General features: G+C 60.6%; 30 protein-coding genes. 1 reads left to right on the top strand and 29 read right to left on the bottom strand.

The annotated features are described in order from the left end of the window. Window positions 1–23: 23 nt before the first annotated feature. From ACH196_RS08225 to ACH196_RS08085, 29 genes are all read right to left on the bottom strand, one after another. On the bottom strand, window positions 24–410 hold the full coding sequence (locus ACH196_RS08225) for a DUF3168 domain-containing protein (protein WP_396646397.1): 387 nt from the start codon (window positions 408–410) through the stop codon (window positions 24–26). A gap of 1 nt (window position 411) precedes the next feature. Beyond that, the gene (locus ACH196_RS08220; protein WP_396646396.1) at window positions 412–3369 is read right to left on the bottom strand and encodes a tape measure protein; all 2958 of its coding nucleotides are present in this window, start codon (window positions 3367–3369) and stop codon (window positions 412–414) included. Between the two features lie 10 nt (window positions 3370–3379). Continuing rightward, complete coding sequence (locus ACH196_RS08215; RefSeq protein WP_396646395.1) at window positions 3380–4999, bottom strand: terminase large subunit; 1620 nt, start codon at window positions 4997–4999, stop codon at window positions 3380–3382. Next, window positions 4992–5411 carry a P27 family phage terminase small subunit gene (locus ACH196_RS08210; RefSeq protein WP_396646394.1) on the bottom strand — a complete coding sequence of 140 codons (420 nt, stop codon included), beginning with the start codon at window positions 5409–5411 and terminating at the stop codon, window positions 4992–4994. The genes ACH196_RS08215 and ACH196_RS08210 overlap by 8 nt, the downstream gene beginning before the upstream one ends. Continuing rightward, complete coding sequence (locus ACH196_RS08205; protein ID WP_396646393.1) at window positions 5408–5731, bottom strand: phage head closure protein; 324 nt, start codon at window positions 5729–5731, stop codon at window positions 5408–5410. Before ACH196_RS08205 ends, ACH196_RS08210 begins: the two co-directional genes overlap by 4 nt. Continuing rightward, on the bottom strand, window positions 5728–6003 hold the full coding sequence (locus ACH196_RS08200; RefSeq protein ID WP_396646392.1) for a hypothetical protein: 276 nt from the start codon (window positions 6001–6003) through the stop codon (window positions 5728–5730). Before ACH196_RS08200 ends, ACH196_RS08205 begins: the two co-directional genes overlap by 4 nt. Continuing rightward, window positions 5996–6403, bottom strand: coding sequence for an HK97-gp10 family putative phage morphogenesis protein (locus ACH196_RS08195; RefSeq protein WP_396646391.1), 408 nt, complete (start codon window positions 6401–6403; stop codon window positions 5996–5998). The genes ACH196_RS08200 and ACH196_RS08195 overlap by 8 nt, the downstream gene beginning before the upstream one ends. Further along, window positions 6400–6969 carry a hypothetical protein gene (locus ACH196_RS08190; protein ID WP_396646390.1) on the bottom strand — a complete coding sequence of 190 codons (570 nt, stop codon included), beginning with the start codon at window positions 6967–6969 and terminating at the stop codon, window positions 6400–6402. Before ACH196_RS08190 ends, ACH196_RS08195 begins: the two co-directional genes overlap by 4 nt. Window positions 6970–7489: 520 nt before the next feature. Continuing rightward, the gene (locus tag ACH196_RS08185) at window positions 7490–7876 is read right to left on the bottom strand and encodes a hypothetical protein (protein ID WP_396646389.1); all 387 of its coding nucleotides are present in this window, start codon (window positions 7874–7876) and stop codon (window positions 7490–7492) included. Between the two features lie 27 nt (window positions 7877–7903). Next, complete coding sequence (locus ACH196_RS08180) at window positions 7904–9067, bottom strand: phage major capsid protein (protein WP_396646388.1); 1164 nt, start codon at window positions 9065–9067, stop codon at window positions 7904–7906. Between the two features lie 12 nt (window positions 9068–9079). Next, a complete protein-coding gene (locus ACH196_RS08175; protein ID WP_396646387.1) occupies window positions 9080–9604 on the bottom strand; it encodes an HK97 family phage prohead protease in 525 nt (174 codons plus the stop codon). Next, window positions 9604–9951 carry a hypothetical protein gene (locus tag ACH196_RS08170; RefSeq protein ID WP_396646386.1) on the bottom strand — a complete coding sequence of 116 codons (348 nt, stop codon included), beginning with the start codon at window positions 9949–9951 and terminating at the stop codon, window positions 9604–9606. The genes ACH196_RS08175 and ACH196_RS08170 overlap by 1 nt, the downstream gene beginning before the upstream one ends. Continuing rightward, entirely contained in the window at window positions 9944–11164 is a 1221-nt protein-coding gene (locus ACH196_RS08165) for a phage portal protein (protein WP_396646385.1), read from the bottom strand. The genes ACH196_RS08170 and ACH196_RS08165 overlap by 8 nt, the downstream gene beginning before the upstream one ends. Before the next feature lie 92 nt (window positions 11165–11256). Continuing rightward, a complete protein-coding gene (locus ACH196_RS08160) occupies window positions 11257–12066 on the bottom strand; it encodes a hypothetical protein (RefSeq protein WP_396646384.1) in 810 nt (269 codons plus the stop codon). A gap of 154 nt (window positions 12067–12220) precedes the next feature. After that, on the bottom strand, window positions 12221–12436 hold the full coding sequence (locus ACH196_RS08155) for a DNA-binding protein (protein WP_396646383.1): 216 nt from the start codon (window positions 12434–12436) through the stop codon (window positions 12221–12223). A 71-nt stretch (window positions 12437–12507) separates the two neighbouring features. Further along, window positions 12508–13530 carry a hypothetical protein gene (locus ACH196_RS08150; protein ID WP_396646382.1) on the bottom strand — a complete coding sequence of 341 codons (1023 nt, stop codon included), beginning with the start codon at window positions 13528–13530 and terminating at the stop codon, window positions 12508–12510. A 93-nt stretch (window positions 13531–13623) separates the two neighbouring features. Further along, window positions 13624–13911, bottom strand: a complete 288-nt coding sequence (locus ACH196_RS08145; RefSeq protein ID WP_396646381.1) for a hypothetical protein — start codon at window positions 13909–13911, stop codon at window positions 13624–13626. Then, window positions 13908–14204 (bottom strand): hypothetical protein, encoded by a 297-nt coding sequence (locus tag ACH196_RS08140; protein ID WP_396646380.1) that lies wholly within the window; start codon window positions 14202–14204, stop codon window positions 13908–13910. The genes ACH196_RS08145 and ACH196_RS08140 overlap by 4 nt, the downstream gene beginning before the upstream one ends. Then, complete coding sequence (locus tag ACH196_RS08135) at window positions 14204–14902, bottom strand: hypothetical protein (RefSeq protein WP_396646379.1); 699 nt, start codon at window positions 14900–14902, stop codon at window positions 14204–14206. The genes ACH196_RS08140 and ACH196_RS08135 overlap by 1 nt, the downstream gene beginning before the upstream one ends. Further along, window positions 14899–15174, bottom strand: coding sequence for a hypothetical protein (locus ACH196_RS08130; protein ID WP_396646378.1), 276 nt, complete (start codon window positions 15172–15174; stop codon window positions 14899–14901). Before ACH196_RS08130 ends, ACH196_RS08135 begins: the two co-directional genes overlap by 4 nt. Before the next feature lie 236 nt (window positions 15175–15410). Next, a complete protein-coding gene (locus ACH196_RS08125; protein WP_396646377.1) occupies window positions 15411–16805 on the bottom strand; it encodes a tyrosine-type recombinase/integrase in 1395 nt (464 codons plus the stop codon). A gap of 248 nt (window positions 16806–17053) precedes the next feature. Next, entirely contained in the window at window positions 17054–17359 is a 306-nt protein-coding gene (locus tag ACH196_RS08120; RefSeq protein ID WP_396646460.1) for a tyrosine-type recombinase/integrase, read from the bottom strand. A 329-nt stretch (window positions 17360–17688) separates the two neighbouring features. After that, window positions 17689–18654 carry an acetamidase/formamidase family protein gene (locus tag ACH196_RS08115; RefSeq protein ID WP_396646376.1) on the bottom strand — a complete coding sequence of 322 codons (966 nt, stop codon included), beginning with the start codon at window positions 18652–18654 and terminating at the stop codon, window positions 17689–17691. Then, on the bottom strand, window positions 18654–19574 hold the full coding sequence (locus tag ACH196_RS08110; RefSeq protein ID WP_396646375.1) for an ABC transporter permease: 921 nt from the start codon (window positions 19572–19574) through the stop codon (window positions 18654–18656). The genes ACH196_RS08115 and ACH196_RS08110 overlap by 1 nt, the downstream gene beginning before the upstream one ends. A 4-nt stretch (window positions 19575–19578) precedes the next feature. Further along, window positions 19579–20610: an ABC transporter permease gene (locus ACH196_RS08105; RefSeq protein WP_396646374.1), complete on the bottom strand. Its 1032-nt coding sequence runs from the start codon at window positions 20608–20610 to the stop codon at window positions 19579–19581. Beyond that, complete coding sequence (locus tag ACH196_RS08100; RefSeq protein ID WP_396646373.1) at window positions 20607–22145, bottom strand: ABC transporter ATP-binding protein; 1539 nt, start codon at window positions 22143–22145, stop codon at window positions 20607–20609. The genes ACH196_RS08105 and ACH196_RS08100 overlap by 4 nt, the downstream gene beginning before the upstream one ends. A gap of 65 nt (window positions 22146–22210) precedes the next feature. After that, the gene (locus ACH196_RS08095; protein ID WP_396646372.1) at window positions 22211–23218 is read right to left on the bottom strand and encodes a BMP family protein; all 1008 of its coding nucleotides are present in this window, start codon (window positions 23216–23218) and stop codon (window positions 22211–22213) included. A 61-nt stretch (window positions 23219–23279) separates the two neighbouring features. Next, entirely contained in the window at window positions 23280–24230 is a 951-nt protein-coding gene (locus ACH196_RS08090; RefSeq protein WP_396646371.1) for a nucleoside hydrolase, read from the bottom strand. A gap of 13 nt (window positions 24231–24243) precedes the next feature. Beyond that, on the bottom strand, window positions 24244–24993 hold the full coding sequence (locus ACH196_RS08085; protein WP_396646370.1) for a glutamine amidotransferase: 750 nt from the start codon (window positions 24991–24993) through the stop codon (window positions 24244–24246). Between the two features lie 275 nt (window positions 24994–25268). Between ACH196_RS08085 and ACH196_RS08080 the strand changes: the two genes are divergently transcribed. Then, window positions 25269–26153, top strand: coding sequence for an alpha/beta hydrolase (locus ACH196_RS08080; RefSeq protein WP_396646369.1), 885 nt, complete (start codon window positions 25269–25271; stop codon window positions 26151–26153). The last annotated feature ends 5 nt before the right edge of the window (window positions 26154–26158 follow it).

The raw sequence follows: 26158 nt of genomic DNA, 5'->3' as shown, positions 1-26158 counted from the left end.
GGCGCCATTCGCCACATCTGAGGCTATCGCCACCAAACGCGAAAATTCGTGATGCGGCGGTGAACCCTGTCGACCTCGACAAAATCGAAGCTGTCACCGGCATCTCGGCTCACCGTCGCGGTGCGGCCTCGATAGGTGCCTCTTGAATCTTGGAGCGCGGCAATGATGGCGTTGCCCAAGGTTTCCACCGTGGGGAAATCGGCGCCATAGGCAACCGTTGTGATAAACGCTTCCGGGTACTGGGCGGCGCCCTGCAATAGGGTTTCGTCGGACTCATTCGTCCCGACGATAACGACGTAAGGCACCTGGGCGCCTTGGGTGGCGACGCTGTAATAGATCCGGTTCCCGGTGATGGCGGTAACCGGGGCGGCGGCACTCAAAATGCTTTCGATAACTGGTAGAGCGGACATCTCACGTATCCCTCTTCAGGCGCCGGTAACGGTGATCGTCGGATGCAGCGCCACCTTGGCGTTGCGCATAGGAATACCGGGACACCACGCCCAGGGCGTTGCGACGGGAGACGCTATCGACGTAGCCTTGAAGTTCGCCCTTGTCGGACACCTTCACCCCAACGGCGACGTCTAGGGTGTCCTGGGCGGGCCTGTCATAGTCATGACGCTGGAACGCCAGCCGGCCGGCCTTTGCCGTCGGGGTATCCATCGGCCGGTTCATGAACCATCCCACATCGCCACCATCGGCGAGTCCTGGGATATCGCGGCCGGCATTGAGGGCGCGAAGCAATGGCCGATGTTTCCGGGTGGCGTTGGCGTTCACCACGAATTCGCCATCCGAGAGCCGGGCCAAGATTTTATCGCCGCGCGGGCCGCCGATGCCGCGAACCGGGCCGGGCGTCCTTATCTGGGTGGCCACCTCGCCACCGTCGGCGAAACCGAACAAGCTTCCCAGGCCGCCCAGGAGCGAACCCAGGATGTTGCCGCCACCGCTTGCCGTGCCGCCACCGATGCCACCGCCCAGGAAGCCACTGGCGCCCGGAATAGCCGGCATCTGCAAAAGCTGGGTGGCGATATCGGCGAGGATTTGAAGCCATTCCTCGGATGTGATCTTGCCGTCACTCATCGCCGACGCGATGCTTTTCAGAGCACCCACGCCAATATCTGCCAACTGCTTGTAGGCTTCCGCCTGGGCATCAATAGCGGCCGTGGCTTCATCGGTGGCGCCCCGCATCCCTGCCCATGCATCGGTTATGCCACGGGAACCCCCAGCGGATTCGATGTGCCAGGGTTCATTTCCCAGCCGGAAATTGAGTCCATAGTCGGCGGCGTTGGCGTGCGCCCAGGTTGCGACGGCGGACGATGAAAACCCAAGATCGGCGGCACCGCCCCGGTTATGGTTTGATCGGCCGGGCGGCGCCACCCACTTCCGGGCCGCTTCCGGTGAACCGTATTTGATCAGTGCCGCTTGCCAGAGTTCGGCTTGCCGCTGAAAACTGCGGTATCCCGAATTGATGGTGATACCGCCACCGGGTGCAGCGGCGAGGAACGCGGAAAGCCGTTCGGCAAAATCATTGTCGAGATTGTCGACGTGGCTGGTATCCCTGCCACGGGCGAGGAAACGGCGAAGCGCGGTTTGGAACCCTTTCCCGGCGCGGGCACCGGCACGGGCGCCAGCCCGTTCGGCGTCGCCGAAATACGGATCGATGCGGCGTTCCGGGGTGACGTCGACCGAGTCGGGCAACGGGATGTAATCCGGCGAATTCGTCGGGGTTTCGTTCCCCGTGGCGAAGTTCAGGAAGCCGCCACCGGGGCCGGTATTGAGATCGCCCGGCTGATAACCGGCGCCGGATATCTGGGTAAGCACCTGGGCGCTGGCGCTGTCCAACTTGCCCAGCACCACAAGGGCGTCCTTAAGGGCGTCGGTGAACCGGGAAACCGATTCCGGTAGCTTGTCGCCCAGCCGGGCGGCGAGGTTATCCACAACGGCCAAGGCGCCTTCACCAAGAGCCTGGGCGAGTGCGGCGCCTGCATCCTGAAAAGCCTTTTCAGCAGCCTTGCCGGTTTCGGCAAACTTGGCCTGCATCAATTCGAGCCGGCCGGCGATATGATCGGCGGCGGTGTTGCCGGTGGCGACAAGCCCGGCGATGATCGAATCGAAATCGCGGGCTTCGACACTGTTATCCGCAATCTTGGCCTGCAACCCGACAAAGGCGACGGAAAGCCCGGATGCGACATCTTCCTGTGACGCATCGCGAAGCTCGCCCATGGCCTCGCTGAAATCGTCGGCGATAAGATCGAAGTCCTGTTTCAAGGCGCCACGGGCGGCACGGATTTTCGCCTGGGCGGCATCGAAAGCGGCAAGCAACGGATCGGTGGTGGCGGCGAGTTCGGCACCGACTTGCCGCATTTGATCGCCCAGGGCGCGCAACCCGGTGACGCGGCCAAGCCAATCCGAGAATTCTTGGATCTTCGAATTGTTGTAGCCCATCACCTCGCCCAGGGTGGTGATGCTGGGCACAAGCGCATTATTGACGACATCGGCGAAGGCCTGGGCGGCGCCCGTGGAGTCATTAAAGGAACCCACGGCCATGGTTAGAGCCGTGGTGATATTTTCCATGGCCTGTCCGAACGTCATCGCGGTTTTTGCCGCCTGGGCGTCCAGATCGGTGGAACCCTTCATGAAGGCTTGGAAAACGGTACGGGCATCAAGGGCGCCCTCGGCGGCGAGTTCACGGAGCTTGCCGACGGTAACCCCCATGCCCTTGGCGATGGCCTGGGCAACCACGGGCAGGTTTTCGGCGACGCTGTTAAATTCGTCGCCCCTCAGAACGCCCGATTGGAGCGCCTGATTAAGCTGCATTATTCCGGCGCTTGCGGCCTGGGCGTCGGTTCCCGACGCCTTCAATCCAACGGCGATGCGGCGGGTGAATTCCAGCGTTTCCCGTGACGAGACGCCAAGCGTTTTTTGCGCCTGGGTAACCTTGGCATAGAGCGAGGCGACACTTTCGAATGAGGCGCCGTTGTCGAGCGCGATACGGCCAAGTCTCTGGTAGACGTCGCCCAGGGCTTTGCCTTCGATGCCGGCGACTTTGAGCGAGTTCATTATCCGGGTGTTCGCGTCGGCGAATTTAACGAATTGCTGGGCGCCGAAGGCTCCGGCGAGTCCAGTACCCACGGATTTGAAGTTGCTGAGGATCGCGGCGGCGCTAGTCGCGGATTGCGCCTCAATCTTTTTGAGGGATCGGGCGGCGATATCTGAGGTACGCTGGAATTCACGCTGAGGGCCGCGCAAAAATTGCTCTACGCTGGCCTTCCATTTTTTGGTTTGCGCCTCGGTACGGGCCAGCGCCTTTTCCAGCGCGGCGGTTCTAGCTTCGACGCTTACATAAAGCTTGCCAAGTGGTTCATCGGCCATTTGCGGTACCTCAAATCGTCAAAAGCCCATCCGGGCGCGCCACGGCGTCGGCATAGACGGACATCGATGTTTCACCGCCTTTGGCGCGGTGCAGCGCCATCGTTGTGGCCACGGCGGCGTCAATCTTCCCGATGGACTTCGATTTGTGGAAAGACTGGTTATTGTTGGCGTCGGCCCGGGTGACGACATTGGCGAAATGCCGCCGCATGATCGGGTGTGCGCTATGCCGGAGCTTGCCGGCGAGGATTATTTCCTGGGCGGTTTCGACGGCCGGCGACATCGTTTTCCAGCCCTGGGAAAATGCCACCACGGGCAAGCCTTCGTCGCTCAATTCCGCCATGGTGTCAGAGAGCTTGTAAGGATCGTAAGCCAGTTCCCGGAGATCGAAGGTTTTGGCGATTTCGCGGATCTTGTCGGCGATGGCGCGCTTATCGATCACATTGCCATCGGTGAGAATGAGCAGTCCAGAATCGGCCCATTCTTGGTACGGAACCCCGTCCTGTTCCTGTTTCTTGGCGATGTTCTCTTCGGGCAAAAAGCCCCAGCCGAAGGCGGCGAAGGTGCCGTCATCTTCCGGAAAGACGATGGAAAGGAACGTCATGTCGGACACCAACGAATAGTCGAGTCCTGCCCAGCACGGGCGCCCCTCATAATCCTCGATATCGAGGTGATCGGCGCCGGCCGCATCCCATACGGCCATCTCAAGCCACGGCGACAAGGCGGCGTCTGCCCAGCGCCCCAGGATAAACCGCTCAAAGTCCGCCCTGGCCTGGGGAAGGTTCACAGCTTGGGCGGCCATGGTGCGCAACCCAGGAAGATCGGGGAACCCATATTTCAGCCCAGGATTCGAGAGGTGCCACGCCTTTTCGTCGCGCCAATCCCGTTCGGGCGGCACCTCGAAAATCAGGGGTAGAAACGTCTCGTCCTCGATAGCCCCGGTGGCGACATCGCGGGCGTATTTTTCCACTTCCCAAGCGATGCCGTCCTGTCCCGAACCGGCCGTAGTTGTGATGATGTGAAGGGTGTTCGGAATCTTCACCAGTCCCGACGTCAAGGCGCGCCAAAGCTCACGATTGTGCGTCCAGACGTGAAGTTCATCGGAGTAAACCACCTGATAGGTGAGTCCATGCTTGCCCTCACCGTCGGCGCTAATGGCCTGAAACTGGGAACCCGATTTAGGGTGCGAGATCGTAAATACCGGGGCCTCACGCTTTTCCGTGGCTGCGCTAAGCCTTGCCGACATCCCGATGATGCCGGCCGCTTCCTCCCACTGGATTTTGGCCTGGGCACGATCCGATGCCGCCGCGATAATCTTGCCGCCCTGGACGCGTTCAGGGCCAAACAGATGAAGGCACCCCAGGGCGCCGACAAGGCTAGTTTTGCGGCCACCGCGCCCCATGCGGAGATAGACGGTGCGAATCTTCCGGGTGCCGTCGGGATGGCAATCCCCGTAGATCTTGGAAATAATCCGGCACTGGAAATCATAGAGTTGCAGCGCCTTTTTCGGCGCTGTGCTCTTCGGGTGTTTGAGCTTGCCCAGGAATTCGAGCGCGCGGGCCGCATACCTGAACGGATCGGGCAACGGTTCCGAACTGTAGAGCCATGCCGGTGGATTAACGGCCTTAGACATCGCCGAAATCCTCGTCATCTTCGGCGGCGACGAATTCGCCCGATGCCGCCCGGCCGGCATCGCGGCTTTCCTGAATCAGCCCCAGCCTAGACGCCAGCATCCGGCATTGCCGGCGACTTTCCTGGGCGATTCCTACGGCGGGATGAGCGGCTGGTTTCGTCCCCTTTTTCCCGAAATATGAGCCACGGGCGTTTATCGAGCGTTCGGCGCGGCGAGCCGTCGCCATCTCGGCGCAATAGGATTCCAGCAAGATTTGATTGCCGATATCGAACCGGCCTTGTTCGGTGAGAACCTTGGCGGCGGCGATATAGATATCCCGCACAATCACCGGGATATGGCGCGGCACCACAATATCCGGCGCATCGACGGCCTTGGCCACAACTTTGAGCTTGGGAACCGGGCCGCGCGTCATGACACGGCCTCAGCTTGGATTTCAATGAAACGACGGCGCCCGATTTCGCGAAGATCGGAGATCCCGTAAGTCAAACCATCATCGGCCACGATCCTGTCGCGGACATCGATGTCCGCATACCTCACCGTGAAGACGGCGCGGCGTTCGGATTGAACCCTGTCGGCGTCCAAGAATTCGCGGCCGGTGGTGCTCTTAATCGAGCATGGCACCGAATCGAGATGCGTCACCCAGGACGTCACAACGGCATTGGTGGAGCCGTCGCGGGATTCAACGGCTCTTTCGATGCGGATACGTCTGTCCAGTGCCCCGGCGCCAATCAATGGATTGCCTCATCATCATCGCGGAGGCGCACCCATTTCTTGATGTGGGCTTCCTGATTTTCGCGGGTGAAATCCTTGTACTTTTCCCAAATACACACCGCGATGCACATCGTGGCGCGCATCTCTTCGCGGGTACGCAAACCGAATTCCTTGGCGTGAGACATCGCGATTTCTTCGGTGATCAAGTCCAGCGGATGCGGCGCCGAAATGATATTGAAGAAGTAGGCTTCACCAGCGGCGGCGAGCCTGTCGAGATAACCGGCGCTAAGCATTGGTTCCTCCTGCTTTGATGGCACGGCGAACGGCGCGTGACATCCGGGCGCGGATCGATTTTTTCAAGCTGCGGAAAGCCGGATAAAGGCTAGGATTCTTTTCCATTTCGCGGGTGCCCCATTCCTGGGCTTTCGCGTAATCGAATTCCGCCCCGGAACCTTGGCGCACCTCTTTTTCGGTGGCCTCACCACCGGCCACCACAAGCCGTTGCAGGCTATGGGCGCCGGCCTCGACACGAACCGTTGACGCCAACGTGCCGGTGTCCTTCGGCGCCAAGGCACTGGCCAGCGCGGCGACGCGTGCCGCACCTTCGGTGACGGCCTTTTCCATCTCGGCGCGGGCGGCAACCGGAAGGGCGCGGAGCTTGCGGTTGAACTGGGCGAGTCCGGTGACAGTCATCCGCCGAACCCCACGGTTGCCCAGCGGCGGATCGTGTCATCCACTTCCGGCATCGCCGAAAGGCTGGATTGGCTCATTACCTGGGATTCGCGCCACGCAAAGCGGCTTCCGATCACGGCGATAATCGCGTCTTTGATATCGGCCGGCACATCATCGGCGTCACCGAACCCGGCGAGAAATTCGATTGCGACGTCGGTGGCGCCAGAGGGCCAGGACGTGAGCGGCGAGACGTAGCCACCATCTGGACTTTCGGCGCCGACAAATTTGAAGTCGGCGGTGTGATCGTCACCGGCACTGTCCACATAGGCCACGGTGTAGACGAGCACCGTCGGCGGCATCGGGAGCCGAACTGGGCCGGCCGGGAAACCTGTGAGGTTAAGGCGCCAAGTTTGATTGATGAGACAGCGCCCCAGGCGTCCATCCGGGCCATCGAACGCGCCGGTGACAGAACGTATCAGGCTAGAAAGGAAATCATCGTCGGCGTCGCCAATAATGGCGAGTGCGGCCTTAACTTCGGCGAGGGTAACGGGTTCTTCGGCCGGTTCCGTGATGCGGGTGAGGAACATTTATTCACCCCCCAAAACGAAAAATGGCAGGGTGGAAAAAGCCGCGCTGATTTCTTCCTTGGGGCGGACATGGTGGGGGAAACGTTCCGCCAAAGGCGAAGCCACCCGCCCGGCCTTGTCGCGCTGCCAGTCCCTGGTGTTGCAGCCACGGCAGGATGGACGCCAGTTCGCACGGTTCATGCGGAGATCGGGGCGAAGCTTGACGCTGATACGATGAGCAACACAGGTTGCGGGCGCACCGCACTGACATGTGGGGTGCTGGGCGAGGAACGCCTTGGCGGCGAGCTTCCAAGCCTCATCGTAACCGCGCTTGGTAGCGCTGGCGCGCGTATCGATGCGAGCCGGGCGGCACACACAATGGGCGCCAGCCTGTCGGATGCGTCCACAAGAGCAAAGAACGGGTGCAGCGCGTGGCATGCGGCCTCACTTCATTGATGAGGCACGGGCGACCCAGGAGTAATAGTCGCCCGTGCCGTTGGCGCATCGGAGGGAAAGGAAGGAAACTCCGGTGCGCTATTGGTTAGGCCACGGGCGCCGATGCCGGGCGGCCAAGGATGGCGGTGACGCCAAACGCTACGGATGTGCCGCTGTTCTTCGTGAAATTCAGCCGGACGTAACGTTTGTATCCGACGTAACCGATCTTGAAGCTTCCATCGGCCGTCAAAGGATTGGCGATGCTGCCCAGGGTAACGCCAGCGGCGGCGGCGCTGAAATCGCCATCCGTCGTGGTGTCACTCTCTTCAAGTACAGCGGTGAAATTGCCGCTGGATGCAATGGCACCGGTATTCACGGTGAGCATGACGCTACCGCAACCCTTGGTGTCGACCGCCGACGTCTTGACGCTGGCGGACTGGACGGCGGACGAAAGGGCGTTCACTACGCCCAGGTTGTGTACGAGATCACGCATGATCTTTTTCCTTCTTTCAGGGCGAGGTTAGGAGGTGGCGCAACGAATTTTGCGGAGGGCTTCGGCGAGCACCAAGCCTGCGCCGACACGGCGGCGGGCGTGGAAACGAACCAAGCCGGAAGTGGCCACCGAATAAGGATCGCGAAGGATCGAAAGCCCGACACGATCATAGATCCGATATGCCGACGCGATGTCGCCGAACAGGATAGGTTCCGCTGCGGAGCCGATATCGTCCATGGTGGGATCTTCGATCACGGGCCTGCCGAGGATCGTATCCGGGGTGTCGAGAGTAAGCCCAGGTTGCCAGAGGTAGGCGCCCGTGCTGCCGTCCTTCAGCTTGCGGATCGCGGCGAGAGTCTTGCCGTTCATCAACCAAGTGCCACGGCCACGGTAGAAGGCCGGCAGGGCGTAGAAGGCGTCGATCAAGAGATCGGCCGGCGCGCTGCCCAGGGTGGAGGCGTTGCCGGAGAACGTGTACGGGACGCCAGCGGCTTCCATGATGCCGACAGGTTTCTTGACGCCATCGCCCTGGGAAAACGCCAGAGCTTCCAGACGGGCGAATTCCTCGCTGAGATCGGACGAAACCTCGCCCTCGACATTCACCGCGGCGTCTTCCAAGAGCCGCTGGCTGACATCGACGTAGCAAGCCATTTCGAAGACTTCGATGTCCAACTGGCCATAGGTGGATTCAGTGGCGGTGCGGGTTTCGGTTTCACCTACCCAGCGAGCGGTAGGACGGCCGGTACGCTTCGGCAGAATGACATTGCCGGCGCTGGTGGAACCGACGCGTGCCGCCTGTCGGATCGGGGAGCGCTCAACGATTCCCTTGATCACTTCGGCAATGAAGTCATCCGGGGCGAGGTAACCGCCTGCGGTGTCATCGGAGACGCGGAGGGCCTTCACCTCATCAGCGGAAAGGGATTCACGGCCGGATTTCAGATAACCGGTAAAGGCTTTCTGTTCCGGGGTTACCTGGGCATCGGTGCCGGCGACGGCGGGCCGGGCGAGCTTGGTTTCAAGATCGTCGGCACGATCCTGGGCGGCCTTAAGCTCGCCGCGAAGCTCACCGATTTTCCCTTCCATGGTGGTGGAAAGGGCGGCGATGGCCTGTTCAACGGCAGTGTTGCCGGTTTCGTCTTTGGTTTCGAGCCTTACGGCATCGAACAGTTCTGCTTTGCTGATATGGCGCATCGTGATTTCTCCCTAGGCGCGCTGAATTTGGGCGTTGGCCCGGTGGATCGCGGCGACGATGCGTCGGGCGAAATCGTCATCCTTTACCGCCTGGACGGCGGCGGATTCATTCATGGGAAAGGCGGTGAGCGAGATTTCGCGAAGATCGACTTCCTCTAGGAAGCGAACCTTTTTCGCGGAGTCCCAGCGATCACGAAGGGTACGGAACCCGATGGAAAGGCCATCAAGGGCGCCGGCTTTGATCAGCGTGTAAGCTTCCTTGGCAGCGCCGATATCGAGCAGAAGCCGGCCTTTGACCCACAAGCCGGTGGCGTCTTCCTTGGCATCGATCCACTGGCCAATAAGCTGGCGCGGATCATGATCGCGGAGCATTTTAATACGCCCGGCCGGGCGGGTGGCCAGCGACTTGGCAAACGCCCCAGGGACAACGACGTCGCGCCCTTGATCAACGGCGTAGGTGCTGGCGTAACCGGTGAAGGTGCCGTCATCTTCGACCGCCTTCACGTCCAATTCGATATGGGAGCCGGTGTCAGACATCACGCCTCGCCCTCAATGATGAAATCGAGCGGCTTCCCCCAGAGGCGACGGTGAAGGGCGTCAGAAAGGATGCGGCCGATTTCCAGCGTCGGGAGCGGCACGGCATCGACGCCAGCCGCCCAACGAGAACCGTCGCTGTTGATCAGCCCACGGCTCACCCCTTCCTCGATAGCCTTGACCTCGCCACGCAAGAGGGCGGCGAGTAGAGCGGCGGCGGCGGGAAGCCCAGCGGCTTCACAAGTCTGCCCCACGGCGCTGAAGCTGAAATAGGCGAACACGCCCGGCATTCCGTCGACCGGCTGAGGCGCCATCTCGGGGCGAAGATTTTCCGGGAACGCCTTATTCATGTTCGGATTCCCTGGTGGTGGCGCCGGCTGGACCGGGCGTGGTGTTTGGATTTGCAAGGCTGTCGCCTTCCGGGTGAGCGGGCAGGTTTTCGAGCCGGCGCACCTCGTTTGCCGTCATGATTCCAGCGGTGCGGGCGACGCTGTAGGAAGCGAACCGGGCGGCGGTGTCGCCACGCTCCAAACCGGCCGTAGACATCTCGATAAAAAGCCCGGCCGCACGTTCGGCCGGGGTGAGCACGGCGCGTTCAAGAGCCGCTTCCCAGGCGTTGACCCAGGGCAATATGCAGGTTTGGAGGAAGACGCGGGAAAGCTCTTCGATGTTGCGCCACGTCCCACGGGCGAGCGAAGAGATCAGGACTTCGGGAACCCCGAACGACCGGGCGATTTCCGAGACCTGCATTTGCCTGAGTTCAAGGTATTGAGCATCGGTGCTGGTAAGGGCGAGGGCCTGCCATTCGGTGCCATCTTCGAGCACCGCGACGCGGCCGTTATCGCCGCTGCGGAAAGCGCTTTCCCACGACTCACGAAGACGGGCCGCACCAAGATCATTGAGCCGGGCCTTCATTTTCAGAACACCGCCCGGCCGGGCCGCATTCTTGAAAAGGCTGGAACCATGCTGTTCCAGCACCACGGCCAAGCCCACGGCGTTCCCAGCGTCGCGGAGGGGCGAGCGGCCACCGAACGGCGAAAGCTCTATGATGTCCTGATAGGTGAACCGGGTTTCGCCACCGCTTTTCAGGCGGACGAAATAATGCGGTTCAAGGGTGGCCTCGTCCACCTCACGGCGAACGGCGCCACGCGGGAGCATAAGGATTTCCCTAACCTCGCCCCTGACACGCGTCACCTTGGCGTAGGCTCGTCCGTCGACCAGAGCGGCGAACGTCATCAACTGGACGAATTCGGATGATGCCTGCCACGGGCAGGTAAAGCCACCCAAGAGCTTATCGGCCGGGTGATCGGTGGCGCGTTCCCTTTCCCCGTCGGCGTCCTTTTTAAAGGTATGGACGGGGAGCGAACCCAAGGTGTTTGAGATCAGCCGCAAACAAGCGCCGGCCGTGCTCTGGGCCATTGCGGTGGCTTCGCCGACGCTCACACCGGAAAGCGATGCTGGGATTCCGAACAGAGCGAGGGCCTGGGGATCGGCCAAGGTAAAATCCTTGGCGTCCTCGACCGGCTGGGCGTTACGCCCGGTTATGCGTGTCCAGATCGACATGCCCCGCGATATGCGGGGAAAGATTTCCTAAACCAAGATTACCGACACCGCACGGAAATCAAAGGAAACGTCCGACGAGATCCGGAAGAAGCTCAGCCGATGTTTTTCGACGGCTTGCGTGATTTGAGCTTATTGTCGCGTTGCTTTGAGGCTGCGGAGTCGTCTGAATTTGGTTTGCTCCCCTCCGCATTCTCGTCGCGGCTCGGATATCTACGCTGGATCCATGTTTCAAGCAGTACCTTCACAAACGGCAAGGTTAGGAACGCAGAAAATGCCACGCCCGCTGCCTTGATAACATTAACAACCCACTGCGGCACATGATAAATGGTGTTTACTTTTACGCCCAGAGCAACCTGATTATTATTAACTGTAGTAGTATCATTTACGTGGATCCGCATCGGGCGTATGCTGGCGCCGCCTGTTGCGAAAAATCTAACAACTAGGGTAAATTCCCCTTCACGTTTTGGTTCTACTGTCCAAATCTTCTCCTCTCGACCATAATCAAGCAGTCTCTCTATATTATATTTATGAACAAGGGGAGTCGGATTGATTTCCAAGTTTGGCGCCTCCAGTTCAACCGCAATCTTGTATTCCCGCACCTCTCTTTGATTCCTATTCCACGCCCGAAAATTAGCAACATATTCAGCAATTAATGGGGCATCCTGGTTGATGCGCATCGTCTCCGGAAATCGCACATTGAGCCAACCGATATCACCCTGATTAATATCAAATCGAACTAGGTTATCTTTTAGTGGGCTGTTTATCGCGTTCCATTCCGCCGCGCGACTTGCAAAAATTTCGCTTACATAGCCGGGTACCATTATCATCCCGGCAATCCCGATACAAAACAGCACTAGCGAAAAATCTCTGATTGCTTCTCCTAATTGTCGAATCTTGTCCATGAACTCCCCCTTGGAACGTAATTGGTAGAGTATCAGATTTAGGCTTGCCGCGATATGTTTCGAATCGATGTATCGAACGAAGTCGAGCAAAATGTCGACAGACAAACAGGGGAACGGCGCCCCGTGAATTTGCGAATGCTGCTTGAAAGGAGATTTAGATCTTCCTCGCCTGAGACTGTCGCCACCGGATCAGTTCCGAGATCTCAAATTCCCAGCGACCATTGAACATTTCGCCCTTCGGGCCAGTCCCGGCCGCCATGCGCTTCTGCAACGTGCTCAGTCCGACGCGAAGATATCCAGCGGCTTCGCCCAGGCTCAGCCTGTCACCCCATGGGGACTGGGCGCGGGTGATTTTGATATTCGATTTCATTTCCGTATTCCGTTTCAGCGTGGGCTTTCCCTTCCGACGCCAAAATTCCCTCCCAAGGGTTTTTTTCGGATCTAGTGGATGACGTTCACGAACCTCCACGGAACCGGCGCGTTTCCGGTGATCATCCTGCTACCGTCCCAGGGGCCGCGAAGGGCGTCGAAGACTGCATTGATCAGGGGGATAGCCTCGCTGTTCGCCTTATACGGCTCACGGCCTTCGGCCTCGCTACGCTTCGCTTCGCGGCGAGTGTCGATGACATCGCGTTGCATGTTCCCTTTTTCTTTCAGGGAATGCCGCTTACGCGGCTGAAGCTCAATCTGTGGCGATGGCACAAGTGTGTCGCACATCTCATCCTTAGAATCTTCTATACGCGACACACCTGTGTCAGCCTTTTGTCGGCGATACCAAGTGCGCCGGGATATCCCTTCGGCTTCCCAGGGCTTCAGCCTCGATATGGGATTGGCCTCCAGATACTCAGCACGGCGTTGCCTGCCCTGGGCTTTGCGTTTCTCGGCAATGCGTTCCCTGTCGGCAACCATCTTCCTGTCCTTCATGATCTTCCTGAGATCGGCCGGCGAGCAATCGCAGGCGCCAACGGTTTTCAACCCCAGTGCCAAACGTTCGTCCAAGGTTATTCCCAAGAGCCGAGCGACGGCATCGCTACGAAGATCGAAAGTCCGATGCCGCACCGACGCGACGGCATCAGCCATCGGATCGAGATAATCAGGATTGAGCAAAAACGGCGCGATGTAGCTGCACCACGCCTGGAGATCGGAAAGGACATCCTTGGAACCGGATGCATGAATCGCGGCGGCGACGGCATGCAGATATGCCTCACCATGGAAAACCCCGTCTGCATCGATTTCAGGAAGGAAAAGGCCGAACCGGTGCCGGATAATTTTCTCGATTTCGCGGAGCCGCAAAAGCTCTTTCCTGAAAGCGTGGCGCACCGGAACCTTGCCCAAAACCTTCGCGGTGCGGCGCTGGATATTGCGCTGGGTGCGCAGCATCTTGCGACGCATCGCGCGTCTGGTTTCCGCCGTGGTGCCGGCGCTTGCCATATCGTCGGCAAAGGAATATTTTCCATCAGGCATGGTTCATTCCTTGAGGCATGCATGCAAGTTGACAAATTGAGCCCAGGCCGGCCGGCGTCACGGCAAAACGCCTGGGCTTTCTTTTTTGATGGATCATTTCGGCGCCCCCGCACGGCGGGCCAGCGCGATCAGGGCGGGCGAGGTTACCGCCTTACGCCTGGAGTACAAAGCCTCACGCATCGCGGCATCAAGAGTGCGGCGTATCGAATTCAACGCAGCGCTGAGATCCGCGCCGCTGATACCGACGTCGATCAATTCGGCCTGATATGCGGCGACATGGCCATCAACGGCGTCGGCACGGAGCCGGGCGGGAAGCCTCGCCACCATGCGGCCGCGCCTTACCATCTCTTCGATCTGGTGGCGGTTGAACATCGCCTTCATGATGGCGCGCCGTCGTCGGGTTCAAGCTCGGCGAGTTCAGCCAGGCGTCCGGCCATGGCTTCGATGTATGTTTCGGCCATGACTCGGACGAGTTCCGGCGAGGCTTCTATCATGCCGGGAGACAAGTGAAGGTGCAGCAACCCGGCCGCAAACGCTTGGTGAGCAGCATCGAAGATTTGGAGGCGATTCCATTCAACGTGGCGCACCTCAAAGGTATATTCGGCCATTTTGATGCCGGCCTCAGTGGCTTGCCGGTGGATCGACTCTACGGAGGATGCGAGATCGTTGCTCATCACAGCACCCCCTGGGCGTGCTTCAGCAGATCATGGAGAACATCGGCCTCGTCGGATTCACCATCACGCCACAACGCGGGAAGCTTGCCCTGAAGACTGGCAAGCCGTTCCGTGGTGTCCGGCATCCCCAGGATGTGTTTCTCGTATCTCTGGAGCCGTTCCGGGCGTGGCAGATCCGCGTAAAGATTCACCCAGGGCGAGGCGTTGAACTTGGCGTGGATCGAACGGCCGCCACAGTAGATCAAGCGGCCAGTGACTTCCGCCCAGCGGTAGACGCGGTAATCGTCCTGATAGTTGGCGAGATCGAACGCGGGGAGAAAATCGAGATTGCCGAAATCGCGGTAACGCTCATCAATCAAGCCGTTGGCGATACGATTAATGGTGCGGACTGCAACGGCCGGGTTTGGGCCGCTAACATCCCACTCGTATTCTTCGCGAAGGTAGGCGGCGCACAGAACCGCTTCACGTTCCATGCGGGGATGAAATGCGGGTTCAAACCAGCGCATCACACCCGACAACCAGAGGGAATCTGTGGCGACAACGGGCCAAGCCTCCCTATCGTTTTCCCAGATCCCGGAAAAGCAATCCTCCGGGTTTTCCCGGATAAGGAGCATCGCGGTAACGACATTCTCGAAACGCTCTTGCGCCGTTACCGCCACCGGGGCGGGCGGGCCGAACGGGAAAAAGGCGGTGCTCACGGCGCTACCCCCTCGCCCTCGCCGTCGACCGGCGTCGGGGCGCGCGGCGGGATAGCGGGCAGGCTCTTGAGGTAGGCGAGATACTCGTCATGCAGGATGACGGTGCGCCTACCCTCTTTACGGGCGATCAGCTTGCCCTCGCCGATGGCGTCATAGAGCAGGGTGCGGCCACCGGCGCTGACTTCAAGAAGTTCATCAACCGTGTAATCGAATTTGGGAAAGACAATGGGCGGCTTATCATCCGCCTTGGTTTCCGCCTTTTTGCTTTTCATCTCTCAGCACTCTTAAAACAGTTTTCGTTTTGGAGAGCTTTGAAAAGACAAAGCCCCCCGGTTCGGAACCGAAGGGCTGGCGTGCGTTTATCCTTTCTTTGCGCGCCTCACATCCGGTTTAGTCATTCCTTTCCGGATAGTGGGCATCGCCCGCGTGGCGCCATCACGGCGCTACAGGGCCAGATCTATGGTGACGTCGATTTTAAGTCAACAGTGGCGAACCGTGGCGAACACCATCAACTGACAGAAGCCTGTCGCATTTTGATTACCTGGGCGCCGGCCTCGGCAGGCACGAGCGGCACCAAGCCCTCACGGATCTTGTCCTCAAATGCATCCGCGATATGGGCTGTGTAATATTTTTCAATCATCTCGGTTGAGGTGTCGTGATATGCCGCCACAACCCTTGTCGGATAGTTTTTCCTCAGGAAGCGAACGATTGACGTGTGACGGAAACAGTATTGAACCACGCCAGGAAGGCCGGCACGTTCAACGATGATCGCCCATGCCCGGTTCACCTCACTGCTTTCCTGCCAAGGGCCTCTGGTATCGCGGAACCATTCTATGGAGCCTTTCCGCTGCACCTTGCGCCAGCGCTCCAAAAGGAATTCGTCGGGGCGTCTCTTCCTCACCACGGCTACCAGTTCATCCATGACATCGCGCCCCACTGGAAACCCGATATGGCTGGAGCTTTTCGGTTTCTTGCTGCCTTTCCGGCTCACCGGAACCATTAGGCGAGATACCGCGACTTGGCAGTCTTTGACGCGCATCCGCGCGATTTGGCTAAACCGTGCCCCAGTGGCGTTCATGACGACAAGCAACCGGAATAGATCGCCTTCCATCCCAAGTACCGCGTCGACCGTCCTGCCAATGGCCAGGAGCCGGATAATATCAGAATCGGCTAATATCTGTCCTTCACGAGCAATCGAGGCTTCCTCGTCCTCGTCCATATCAACCGCATCCGGGAGACGAAGGCCGGAAAGGATGATGCCGGGTAAACCCTCCGATAGGGTGGCCTTGTTCGCCTTGTATTTCGAATTAAGCGCGGCCTTCACATCATTGAGCATCCGCTTTTTGGACGTGATTTTTAGCGTCGCGGGCAAGCCATCGCGCCACGCCTCCAGATCGGATTCTTTGAGATCATTGAGGGCTATTGCCGCAATGGGATGCGGTGGGATCGCGGCCGATCTTCCCCGCTTCGGTTGCCCCAGGATGTAGCGGTGAAGACGGCGGGAAGCATCGGATCGGACTTGCCGCCCCTTCCTTTTGATATCCCGTGCATCGCGTTCGGCGACGTAATCCTTGATCGCCATTTCTGTTGTTATCACCGGGCCAGCGGCCTTGGCCTCTGCATCCTTCCTCGCCTGGGCGACGTGTTCCCGTGCCGCCCTTTTTGCGGCCTCATAATCGAGCGTACCCACGGCGATAACATCGTCGGCGGGGCCAAGCGATGCCACCTGATAGTCACTGCCATTATTGCCCCAGCGCACCACCCAGCGGCCGGAACGTTTGCCCCGGATGTAGCCAAGATGAACCCCGGCATCCAATCCGTGCAGGTATGGTTTTGCTCTTGGTTCCAGCCTCGCCCTTGCCGCCCGCGTCGATATCGGTGACTCCACCACTACCCTTGGCATACCCTTCCCCCTGAAAACCTGTCCACTATTTGTCCACTATACACCCCCGTATAATGACGGACAAGAGCGAACACCAAAACGCTAAGCCATTGTAATATATGGATATCGGCGTACAGCGGCGGACACAAAAAGCAAAAATTTCAAGCCCTCTCACGGCGCAAACAGGGGTTCGATTCCCCTTGGGCGTACCAGTCCCTTCTCATCTCCTGCAATTTCAATGACTTGGACGGGCAATTGTCTAACGGTATTTATCGGTTAGACAACGTTTGTTCGCTTTTCGTCCTGCGGGACCAGATGAGCGATAGATCCGATCGCCGCCACAGCCGCGCGTTTGCGGTTCGCGGCCTCACGTGGGTTTGTACTTCGGCGAGGTTGCGATGACTGCTGATGGCCGTGATGTCCGTGACGCTTCGACCAGCATCCGCCAGTCGAACACATGCGGTCTTTCGCAGACCATGTAGTGACAAGTCCGCCTCTTTGACCATGTCGCGGAACCAATTGGTGAAGCCTGATTCTGTGAATGGCTTACCTCGTGATGTGACGAGGAAGGTCAGGTGACCATGCTCTCCACTTCGAGCACCTCGGCAAAGCGCTCTATGACGGGAATGGAGACTTCGGTCCGGTCTTGGATTGACGGATTGTCAGGAAGCCATCGCGAACGTGCTGCCTGCCCATGCGGATGATATCCGACCGTCTCTGTGCTGTGCTCAGGAGAAGGTCCATCGCCAAGCGAGCCCGATTCCCGTCCCCAGTCTAAATTCGAAAACCGGAGGAGCGATGACGCAGCTTCTTCACGCCGAGTGCCGGATTATCGGATCTGAAACGTTTCCTACCGACAAGCATCAACTCCCCGGCTTACGCAAACGAAAGCGCAGTTTATAGACTACAGCTCTCCAAGCGATCTCAAGGTCAGATCGTTCGCTGCCATGTTCCGCTTATCCATGGAACACATCACACTGAACAATGGGTTTACCAGATTGCCGATGCGCAGCCGGCAGCACTGGGTCACCAATTGGTGTGCATCGTGCATCGAAAGGCCGGTCCTGCGTGCTGCCCAGCGGATCATCCCGGCGACCGCGATCCGGCAGGCGTCATCCAGCGGCCGCGCGCATCCGATCACGCCGATGATATCGTCGTTTTCGAAGCGGGGCCAGTCGAACGCGTCGTCCATCTCCACGCGTTCGCACATCAGCGTCGTGTTGAACGCGCCTTCGATCGCTGTCCCCGCGATCTCGCCATCGCCCTGGGCGTAGTGGCCGTCGCCCACATAGACATGCGCGCCATCGACATTCGCCCGGAGATAGAGGGTCGCGCCGGGTCCGAGGTCGGGGATATCGAGGTTTCCGCCGAAATCCCCAGGTGCAACGGCCAAGCGCACCTCGCCATGCGCCGGTGCGACGCCAAGCGTTCCGTGGAAAGGACGATAGGGAACGCGGAGCGTGCGTCCATCCTTCGTCGGTGTTTCGAGCGCCTTGCCATTGGCGGTGAAACGCCAGATCCAGACATGCTCGTCCTGCGGCTCCTGCAGGTTCGGGCTCACGCGGGTGCCGGACAGAAGGCCGAAATCCGGAGAGATGGTCGCGACGCCCCACTCCCGGGCGGGCGTCAGCGAGATCAGGCGAATGGCGACGATGTCGCCCGCCGAGACGCCCTCAACATGGATGGGGCCGGTCAATGGGTTTACACGCGGATAGGGAGCGACCTTTCGCGGCTCGCCATCCACGCTCGTCAGGCGACCGGAAAAGCAGTCCTCGGTGAAGACGCTGAAGGCCTCGCCTTGTGCGACACGCAGGCGCGGCTCGTGTCCGCCGACGCGAAAGACGAATTCCTGATCTTGCGTGGCGAGCATCAGGCAGTCCCTTTCGTAACAATCCTTGCCGGGCGGTTGCGGACGTGGATGCGCCAACGGGCAAGGCTGAGGCCGACGATTGCCGCGACGTAGGGCAGCATCAGCACGAATTGCGATGGGATGGCGAAGGCCTGCAGGCGGTCGCCCAGCGCTCCGAATAAGCCGAACAGCAGCGACGCGGCGGCCGTCACCCAAGGGTGCCCACCGCCGAACAGCGTGGCGGCCAGCCCGATGAAGCCCCGGCCGCTGGTCATGTCCGGCAGGAAGAAATGCAGCTTGTCCATCGCGAGTTGCGCGCCGGCCAGACCCGCGAAGAGGCCGCTGATTGCGAGCGAAAGCGCCTTCATGCGGACAACGCTGATGCCGGCCGAGCGCGCGGCGTGTTCGTCTTCGCCGACAGCGCGCAGATAGGCGCCCGTCGGGGTGCGATAAAGGAACAGCGCCGAAAGCGGAATGGCAAGGAAGGCCAGGATCAGGATGATGCTCTGCCGCTCCAGCGCAGGTCCGATCACCGGAAGGAAGGAAAGGCTGCCCGCAGGCACGTGCCAGATATCCGGGAAGGTGATCGGGCGAAGTCCGCCGGGGCTCCGGTAAAACCACTCCAGCGCGAACAGGCTGCCGCCGGCGGCAAGCAGGTTGATGCCGAGGCCGGCCACGATGAAGTCTGCGGAGAAGCGCAGCGTGATCAGCGCCAGCAACTGCGACATCAGGATCGAAGCGACAATTGCCGCGAAGAACGCAAGCATAGCGTTTCCTGTCAAACTGCCCAACGCGATCGCCACGAAGGCGGCCACCAGCATCATGCCCTCGACCGCCACGTTGAGGATGTTCGCCCGAAGCGTGATCATCGCTGCCAGCGCTGCCAAAAGGATCGGCGCCGATTGTTCGAGGACCGAGGCAAGGAGGGACGATAGAGACATCCCGCTAGCTCCTCGTCCTGGCCGTGGCGAGGCGCGCCGTCATCAGCAGCACCAGCAGGCCAGTCAGGAGGTCGACGAGCGAACGCGGGACGTCCGTCGATATCTGCATGTAGGCTGATCCGTTGATCATCATCGCGTAGAAGATGGCGGTCGCCAGCGCGCCGATCGGATGGATGCGCGCCAGCAATGCGCAGGTGAGGCCGACGAGGCCGTAGTCGGGCGAAAAATTCTGCTCGAAGCGATGGCCGATACCGAGCACATAGAGCACTCCGGCAAGCCCGCCAAAACCGCCTGCGATCAGCATCGCCACGATGATGCGATGGTCAGCGGGGATGCCCACAGCCTTCGCAAAACGCAGGTTCGTGCCGGATGCGCGAAGCTGCGCGCCCCATTCGGTCCGGAACAGGACTACCCATGTGGCGATGGCCAGCAGCACGGCCACGACGATGCCGCTCGTCGCTCCGGGAACGCCCGGCAGCGAAGGCAGCCAGATCTTGTCCGGCACCATCTCGCTGACGGCGCCATAGCTTTTGGTGTCGCGGATCACCTGATTGGACAGATAAGAGGTGAAGAGTAGCACGATGATATTGAGCATCAGCGTCGTCACCACTTCGTCGACCGCGAAGCGGACCTTCAGCACGCCTGGTATCCAGCCCAGGAAAGCGCCGGCGAAAATGCCGCCGGCAAGTGCGAGCGGCAGCAGCACGACCGCCGGCAGTCCCGCGAAGGTCACGCCGATCACCGTCGCGGTGATCGCACCCGCGTAGAGCTGGCCTTCGCCGCCGACATTGAATATGCCGGCACGGAAGGAGAAAATGACGCCGAGCGCGATCAACGTCAGCGGCGTGGCGCGGTTGAGGAACAGCGCGAAATTGCCGAGCGAGTCGAAATTGGCGAACAGGAGATCGCGATAGGCACGCACCGGATCATCCGTGATCGCCATCACCAGCAGGAACCCGAGCGCCAGCGTGAGCAGGATTGCCGCAACGGGCGCGTACATCGCGCGGGCGGAATTCTTGAGCCGGGCCGCGATCAAGCCGCGGCCTCGAGCGAGCCGTTCATCAGCGCTCCGATCGTCACCTCGTCGGCGTCCTTCCTGTCGATGACCCGCAGGAGCTGGCCGGAATACATGACGCCGATGCGGTCCGAGAGCGCGAATATCTCGGACAGTTCCGACGAGATCAGCAGCACCGCCCTGCCCCGGTCGGCCGCGGCCATGATGCGGGCGTAGATGAATTCGGATGCGCCGACGTCGAGACCGCGCGTCGGCTGACAGACCAGTAGGAGGTCCGGATCGCGATTGAGTTCGCGCGCGATGACGACCTTCTGCATGTTGCCGCCCGACAGCGTACCGACGGGCGTGTCCGGGATGGCGCCCCTGACGTCGAATTCCCTGATCTTCTCAGCCGCAAACGCCTCGATGCGGTCCTGATCGACATAGCCGCCCCGCTTGAGGTGCGCCCTGCGGTAGTTGCTTGCTGCCAGGTTCTCGGCGACGGACATGGTCTTGCTGAGACCCCGGTCGAGACGATCCTCGGGCACGAAGCCCATGCCGGCCCGCTGCCGGTCAGGCACGCTCGCCTCCGTGATGGTCCTGCCGCCGAGCTCGATGGAGCCGGCCTGGATGTCCATCAGGCCGGCGATGGCCTCCGAAAGTTCCGTCTGGCCGTTGCCGTCGACGCCGGCGATGCCCAAGATTTCGCCGACGCGCACGTCGAGCGAGACATCGTCCAGAAGCAGGCGTCCGGCCGCGTTGGTCATGCTGACCCGGTTGAGCTTCAGGACCGGCGCCCCGAAAGTCCGCGGCGCCTGGTCCGTGCCCCGCCCGACCAGGAAGACGTTTCGGCCGACCATGTCACGCGCGATGTCGGCTTCGCTCACCGTGCCGGTCGCGTGCGTGGAAATACTTTCGCCATGGCGGATCACCGTCACCCGATCCGAAACCGCCTTCACCTCACGCAGCTTGTGGGTGATGAAAAGAACGGTCCGGCCACGCGCCCGCAGCCCTGCAATGACTTCGATCAGTTCGTCGACTTCGGGCGGCGTCAGGACGGCCGTCGGTTCGTCCAGGATCAGCAGTTCGGCGTCGAAGGCGAGCGCCTTGAGGATCTCGACCCGCTGGCGTTGGCCAACCGAAAGCGTCCCGACCACCGCCTCGGGATCGAGGCCAAAGCGATAGCGGGCGACCAGGTCTCGCGTGCGCGCCACCATGGCGGCCTTGTCCGAGAAGAAGCCCCATTTCCGTATATGCCGGCCAAGGAAGACATTTTCGGCCACCGTCATCGACGGCACCAGGGCAAAATGCTGATGCACCATGCCGATGCCGAGGCGGCTTGCCTCGATCGGGTCCGGGATAGCGACGGCCTTGCCATTCAAGAAGATCGTGCCGGACGTCGGCTGATGAATGCCGGCGAGAATGTTCATCAGCGTCGATTTACCGGCGCCGTTCTCGCCGCAGATGACATGCACCTCGCCGCGTCTCACATCGAGATCGACGTGCTTCAAGGCGACCTTGTCGCCAAAACTCTTGGCGATGGCCGACAGCTTCAGAATGTCGTCTGCGTTGGTCATCTGATGCCCGGGAAAGCATGGCGGCGGGCAAGGCCGAATAGCCGAGCCCGCCATCCATCAAGCGCTTACTTGAATGCCGTGTCGACCTTCAGTTCGCCGCTCACGACCTTCGCCTTTGCCTCGTCGACCTTGGCCTTGACCGCGGCGGGAACGAGCTTGTCGTTGTAGGCGAGACCGACGCCTTCATTGGCAAGGCCGTAGATCTGGAGCTTGCCGAACTCGGCCTTGTTGGCGCGGATCTGCCCGATCGAATCGTAGATCGAGTTGCCGATCTGCTTGAGCATGGAAGCCAGGACGTTGTCCGGATGCAGGCCGTTCTGGTCGGAATCGACGCCGATCGCATATTTGCCGGAATCGGCCGCGCCCTTGAGAATGCCAAGGCCGGCAGGGCCGGCGACGTTGTAGACCACGTTGGCTCCGTTCTCGATCGCCGTCTTGGTCAGGTCGTAGGCCTTCTGCGCGTCGTTGAAATTGCCGATGAAGATGACCTGCACATCGATGTTCGGAGCGACGGTCGACGCTCCCTGCTTGAAGCCAAGGATGAAGTCCTGGATCACCGGCAGGTCCATGCCGGCGACGACCGCGATCTTGGGTTCGCCGGACGAAAGCGGGAACGTCGCCTTGTCGGTGGCGGCGATCGCAGCCAAAACGCCAGCGAGGTAGGAGCCTTCGTTCTGCGCATACTTCACCGACAGCACGTTCGGCAGGTCGAGTTGGTCGTCGAAAAATACGTATTTCTGATCGGGGTGCTGCGGCGCGACCGCCGCGAGGTTGTCGTGCATGTTCGGACCGGTGAAGATCACGCTCCACTCTCCCGAATTGGAGACAGCCTCCAGGTTCTGGCGCCACAGCTGCGGATCGCTCGGCGAGGCCTGCAGCAGACGTACCTTCGCGCCGTCTGCCTCGGCACGGTCGAAGCCCGTCTTTGCGTTGTCGTTGAAGCCCATGTCGCCGAGATTGTCGCTCATGACATAGACGGCGCTGAAATCCTGCGCAGCGGCCGCTCCGGTCAATGCCGACAGGGCCAGCAGCCCCGCCGCCAGTCCGGTTCTGATTTTCGAGATTTTCGTCATGCCCTTGTTCCCATTTTCGTTGACTTGCACTTTCAAAGATCTCAGCCACTCGCCGGCCATTTCATGAGCCCGTTTGCAGTTCCGATAAGTGACGCATGGCATCGACGAGCGCGGCATGCGTGGCCTCGACATCGAAGGCGATCACGACATCGCAATTGTTCGGGTTGTCCGTTCGACCGGCAAAATCGACGACGGTGCGTCCGTAATTCAGGCCCGGCGCGGTTTCGACATCGACGCGCGCTGGGGCCGTCCTGACGATCTCCGGCGCGGCCACGGTCAGGATTGCGCATGGATCGTGAAGCGGCATCGCCGGCGGCACGAGAACGCCTGGCCGATAGGTCGTGACCAGCGAGGCCAGAAGTTCCGCGGCGAGGGATGCGGCCAGTCCTTTCAACCGTGAGATTTGATCGATGAGCGCGCCGGTGATCGGAACCGTGCCGCTGGCGTCGACAGGGACCATCGTGATCGGAATTCCAGAGCCGTAGACGATCGCCGCGGCCTCGGGATCGCAGAGGATGTTCCATTCGGCGGCGGCCGTCTTGGTGCCCAGCCCCCAGGCGCCGCTCAGCGAGACGATGCGGCCGATCTTGCCAAGAATCTCCGGATGCCGCCGCAGCGCCAAAGCGAGGTTGGTCAGCGGACCGGTCGCCACGATCGTCAATCCGGGACGCGCGCTCGCCTCGGCTGCGATGCGATCGATGGAATGCAGCGCATCGAGCGGCATCCGGTCGAGGTCGGTCCTCTCAGCGTCGAGCCCGCCTTCCATATCGAGGATGCGTGCAATCAGACGCTCGCGGACCAGCGGCCCCATCGCGCCGGCGCAGACCGGAACAGTCCTGGGATGCGCGGCGGCGACCGTGATTGCGCCGTTGATCGCCGTGCGGTCCCCAGAAAGATGCCCGGCGCCGGTGGTGACTGCGAGAAGGTTGAGCCGCGGATGGCCGAGCGCCGCGAGAATGCCCAGCGCGTCGTCATTGCCGGGGTCGCAGTCGTGGATGATATCGATCGTCACTGCGGCCGCCCGCTTACTGCCGCCCGGTCCAGGCGCAGAGGTTCGACCACAGTTGCCGATATCCCTGCCAGTTCACAAAATCGGTCGGGCACCAATGCGGGCTGCAGTCGGAGGTGAAGACCGCGGTGCGGCCCTTTCCCGCTTCCGTGACCGCGACCAGCGGGTCGCCGTCGATCTTCGCCAGCAGTTCAGCGCCGGGCGCCAGGCTCGTGCGGTTGTAGCCCAGGAGAGCCGGAAGTGCGCCATCGACGCCGGCCAACACAGGATGGTCAGGTTTGACAATCTCGCCGACGATACCCTCCGGATGCTCCTGGCGATCGTCCGTCGTCATCAACCGTACAGGCAGGCACGCCTCGACAACCGTATCCTTCCAGCAGCCCTTGGCTTCGATGCCGGTGAAAGTGAGATAGCCACCGACCATAATCAGGCCGCCGCCACCCTTCACGTAGTCCGCGATCGCGTGGAGCTTGTTGGCCGAACGATCGGACCTGAGCCATGTGTTCGGGTGCAGCAGCAGCGTGTTGGCGCCGATGTCGCTCAGGATGACGGTGGAGTACCGGCTGAGCGCCTCGGGACTGTCGGGAAAGTTCGTCGGCGCCACATGGTTCTCGATGATTTCGACCTGGTGGCCGCTCGCCTCAAGCGCGGCCTTCAGGAACGAATAGCCCTCGTGAAAGGTCGTGGTCGTGAAGGAATCGAACCCCTTCGTATGGACCGAGGTGGTGAACCATGTCTCGCCGGCGATAAGGACCTTGCCTGCCATTTCTTACTCCACAGTTTTCCCCCGGCGAGCATCACTGCTCGCCCTGAACCCGCGTGCCGCAGGTTCCATGGTTCCAATTTTCACCAGTGGGCTGGACTTCCCCATTATATGGAGATATGCCCGATAATGAATATCTACACGCGTAGAATTGGTGTTGCAAGCCGGATTGACAGGAATTTTAACGCTCGACCCTTCCCGTCACGAAAGACTTGAACGGCAGGCGAATTCCGATCTACCGATCTCAGCGCCATATGCGGACGCCCGAGGATTCGAAGATGCCTCTCTACCGTCAGTTCAACACCCAGGAAGAGCTCGACTGGGAATACAGGCCGGAAATCCGGATCGACGATCCCAAGGCGTTCGAAAAAATCATCGCTGAACGCATCGCCAAGGCCGAGGAGGCGCGGGCCATGCTGAAGCGGACCGCGGACGTCCATTATGGGCCGACGCGGATGGAGAAGCTCGACATCTATCCGGCGGCAGACGCGAGCGCGCCCATCGTCATCTTCATCCATGGCGGCTACTGGTTCGACGGGCGATTGAAGAAGGAAAACTACATCTGGATCGCCCGCGGCTTCGTCGCGCGCGGCGTGACCACGGTGATCATCGACTACGACGTCTGCCCGAAGGTGACCGTTGACGAGATCGTTCGCCAGTGCCGCGCTGCGGTTGCCTGGGTCTATAAGAATGCGGAGACTTTCGGTGGCGACCGTGACCGGCTCTACGTCACCGGCAACTCGGCCGGCGGCCATCTGACGGCGATGATGGCGATCACCGACTGGGCCGGGGACTACATGCTGCGCGCCGACATCATCAAGGGCGCCTGCCCCATCAGCGGGCTCTACGATCTGGAGCCGTTCCAATACACCTGGCTGCAGCCGAAGATCCAGTTCAACGGCCAGCAGATTCGCCGCAACAGCCCGATTCTCCACGTGCCCGAACACGCCATACCGCTTCTTGTGAGCTGGGGAACCGAGGAAAGTCGGGAATTCTGGCGCCAGTCAGAAGATTTCGGGGCGGCGTGGCAGGCGAAAGGCAATGCCGTCGAGTTCCACCCGCAACAGGGCGGAAACCATTTCACGGCGATCGACGGTTTCGCCGACCCGAACAGCGCATTCCTCGACAAGGTTATGTCCCACATGCGATCGAGCTGGGCGTAAACGAG

The sequence above is a fragment of the Mesorhizobium sp. IMUNJ 23232 genome, assembly GCF_044326205.1.
In the GTDB taxonomy this organism is placed as follows: Bacteria; Pseudomonadota; Alphaproteobacteria; order Rhizobiales; family Rhizobiaceae; genus Kumtagia.
This window is presented reverse-complemented; position numbering and strand designations above follow the sequence as displayed.

Coding starts and splice junctions, on each gene's coding strand:
- ACH196_RS08225 (WP_396646397.1), bottom strand. CDS start 410: ATGTCCGCTCTACCAGTTATCGAAAGCATTTTGAGTGCCGCCGCCCCG.
- ACH196_RS08220 (WP_396646396.1), bottom strand. CDS start 3,369: ATGGCCGATGAACCACTTGGCAAGCTTTATGTAAGCGTCGAAGCTAGA.
- ACH196_RS08215 (WP_396646395.1), bottom strand. CDS start 4,999: ATGTCTAAGGCCGTTAATCCACCGGCATGGCTCTACAGTTCGGAACCG.
- ACH196_RS08210 (WP_396646394.1), bottom strand. CDS start 5,411: ATGACGCGCGGCCCGGTTCCCAAGCTCAAAGTTGTGGCCAAGGCCGTC.
- ACH196_RS08200 (WP_396646392.1), bottom strand. CDS start 6,003: ATGCTTAGCGCCGGTTATCTCGACAGGCTCGCCGCCGCTGGTGAAGCC.
- ACH196_RS08195 (WP_396646391.1), bottom strand. CDS start 6,403: ATGACTGTCACCGGACTCGCCCAGTTCAACCGCAAGCTCCGCGCCCTT.
- ACH196_RS08190 (WP_396646390.1), bottom strand. CDS start 6,969: ATGTTCCTCACCCGCATCACGGAACCGGCCGAAGAACCCGTTACCCTC.
- ACH196_RS08185 (WP_396646389.1), bottom strand. CDS start 7,876: ATGCGTGATCTCGTACACAACCTGGGCGTAGTGAACGCCCTTTCGTCC.
- ACH196_RS08180 (WP_396646388.1), bottom strand. CDS start 9,067: ATGCGCCATATCAGCAAAGCAGAACTGTTCGATGCCGTAAGGCTCGAA.
- ACH196_RS08175 (WP_396646387.1), bottom strand. CDS start 9,604: ATGTCTGACACCGGCTCCCATATCGAATTGGACGTGAAGGCGGTCGAA.
- ACH196_RS08170 (WP_396646386.1), bottom strand. CDS start 9,951: ATGAATAAGGCGTTCCCGGAAAATCTTCGCCCCGAGATGGCGCCTCAG.
- ACH196_RS08165 (WP_396646385.1), bottom strand. CDS start 11,164: ATGTCGATCTGGACACGCATAACCGGGCGTAACGCCCAGCCGGTCGAG.
- ACH196_RS08160 (WP_396646384.1), bottom strand. CDS start 12,066: ATGGACAAGATTCGACAATTAGGAGAAGCAATCAGAGATTTTTCGCTA.
- ACH196_RS08155 (WP_396646383.1), bottom strand. CDS start 12,436: ATGAAATCGAATATCAAAATCACCCGCGCCCAGTCCCCATGGGGTGAC.
- ACH196_RS08150 (WP_396646382.1), bottom strand. CDS start 13,530: ATGCCTGATGGAAAATATTCCTTTGCCGACGATATGGCAAGCGCCGGC.
- ACH196_RS08145 (WP_396646381.1), bottom strand. CDS start 13,911: ATGAAGGCGATGTTCAACCGCCACCAGATCGAAGAGATGGTAAGGCGC.
- ACH196_RS08140 (WP_396646380.1), bottom strand. CDS start 14,204: ATGAGCAACGATCTCGCATCCTCCGTAGAGTCGATCCACCGGCAAGCC.
- ACH196_RS08130 (WP_396646378.1), bottom strand. CDS start 15,174: ATGAAAAGCAAAAAGGCGGAAACCAAGGCGGATGATAAGCCGCCCATT.
- ACH196_RS08125 (WP_396646377.1), bottom strand. CDS start 16,805: ATGCCAAGGGTAGTGGTGGAGTCACCGATATCGACGCGGGCGGCAAGG.
- ACH196_RS08115 (WP_396646376.1), bottom strand. CDS start 18,654: ATGCTCGCCACGCAAGATCAGGAATTCGTCTTTCGCGTCGGCGGACAC.
- ACH196_RS08110 (WP_396646375.1), bottom strand. CDS start 19,574: ATGTCTCTATCGTCCCTCCTTGCCTCGGTCCTCGAACAATCGGCGCCG.
- ACH196_RS08100 (WP_396646373.1), bottom strand. CDS start 22,145: ATGACCAACGCAGACGACATTCTGAAGCTGTCGGCCATCGCCAAGAGT.
- ACH196_RS08095 (WP_396646372.1), bottom strand. CDS start 23,218: ATGACGAAAATCTCGAAAATCAGAACCGGACTGGCGGCGGGGCTGCTG.
- ACH196_RS08085 (WP_396646370.1), bottom strand. CDS start 24,993: ATGGCAGGCAAGGTCCTTATCGCCGGCGAGACATGGTTCACCACCTCG.
- ACH196_RS08080 (WP_396646369.1), top strand. CDS start 25,269: ATGCCTCTCTACCGTCAGTTCAACACCCAGGAAGAGCTCGACTGGGAA.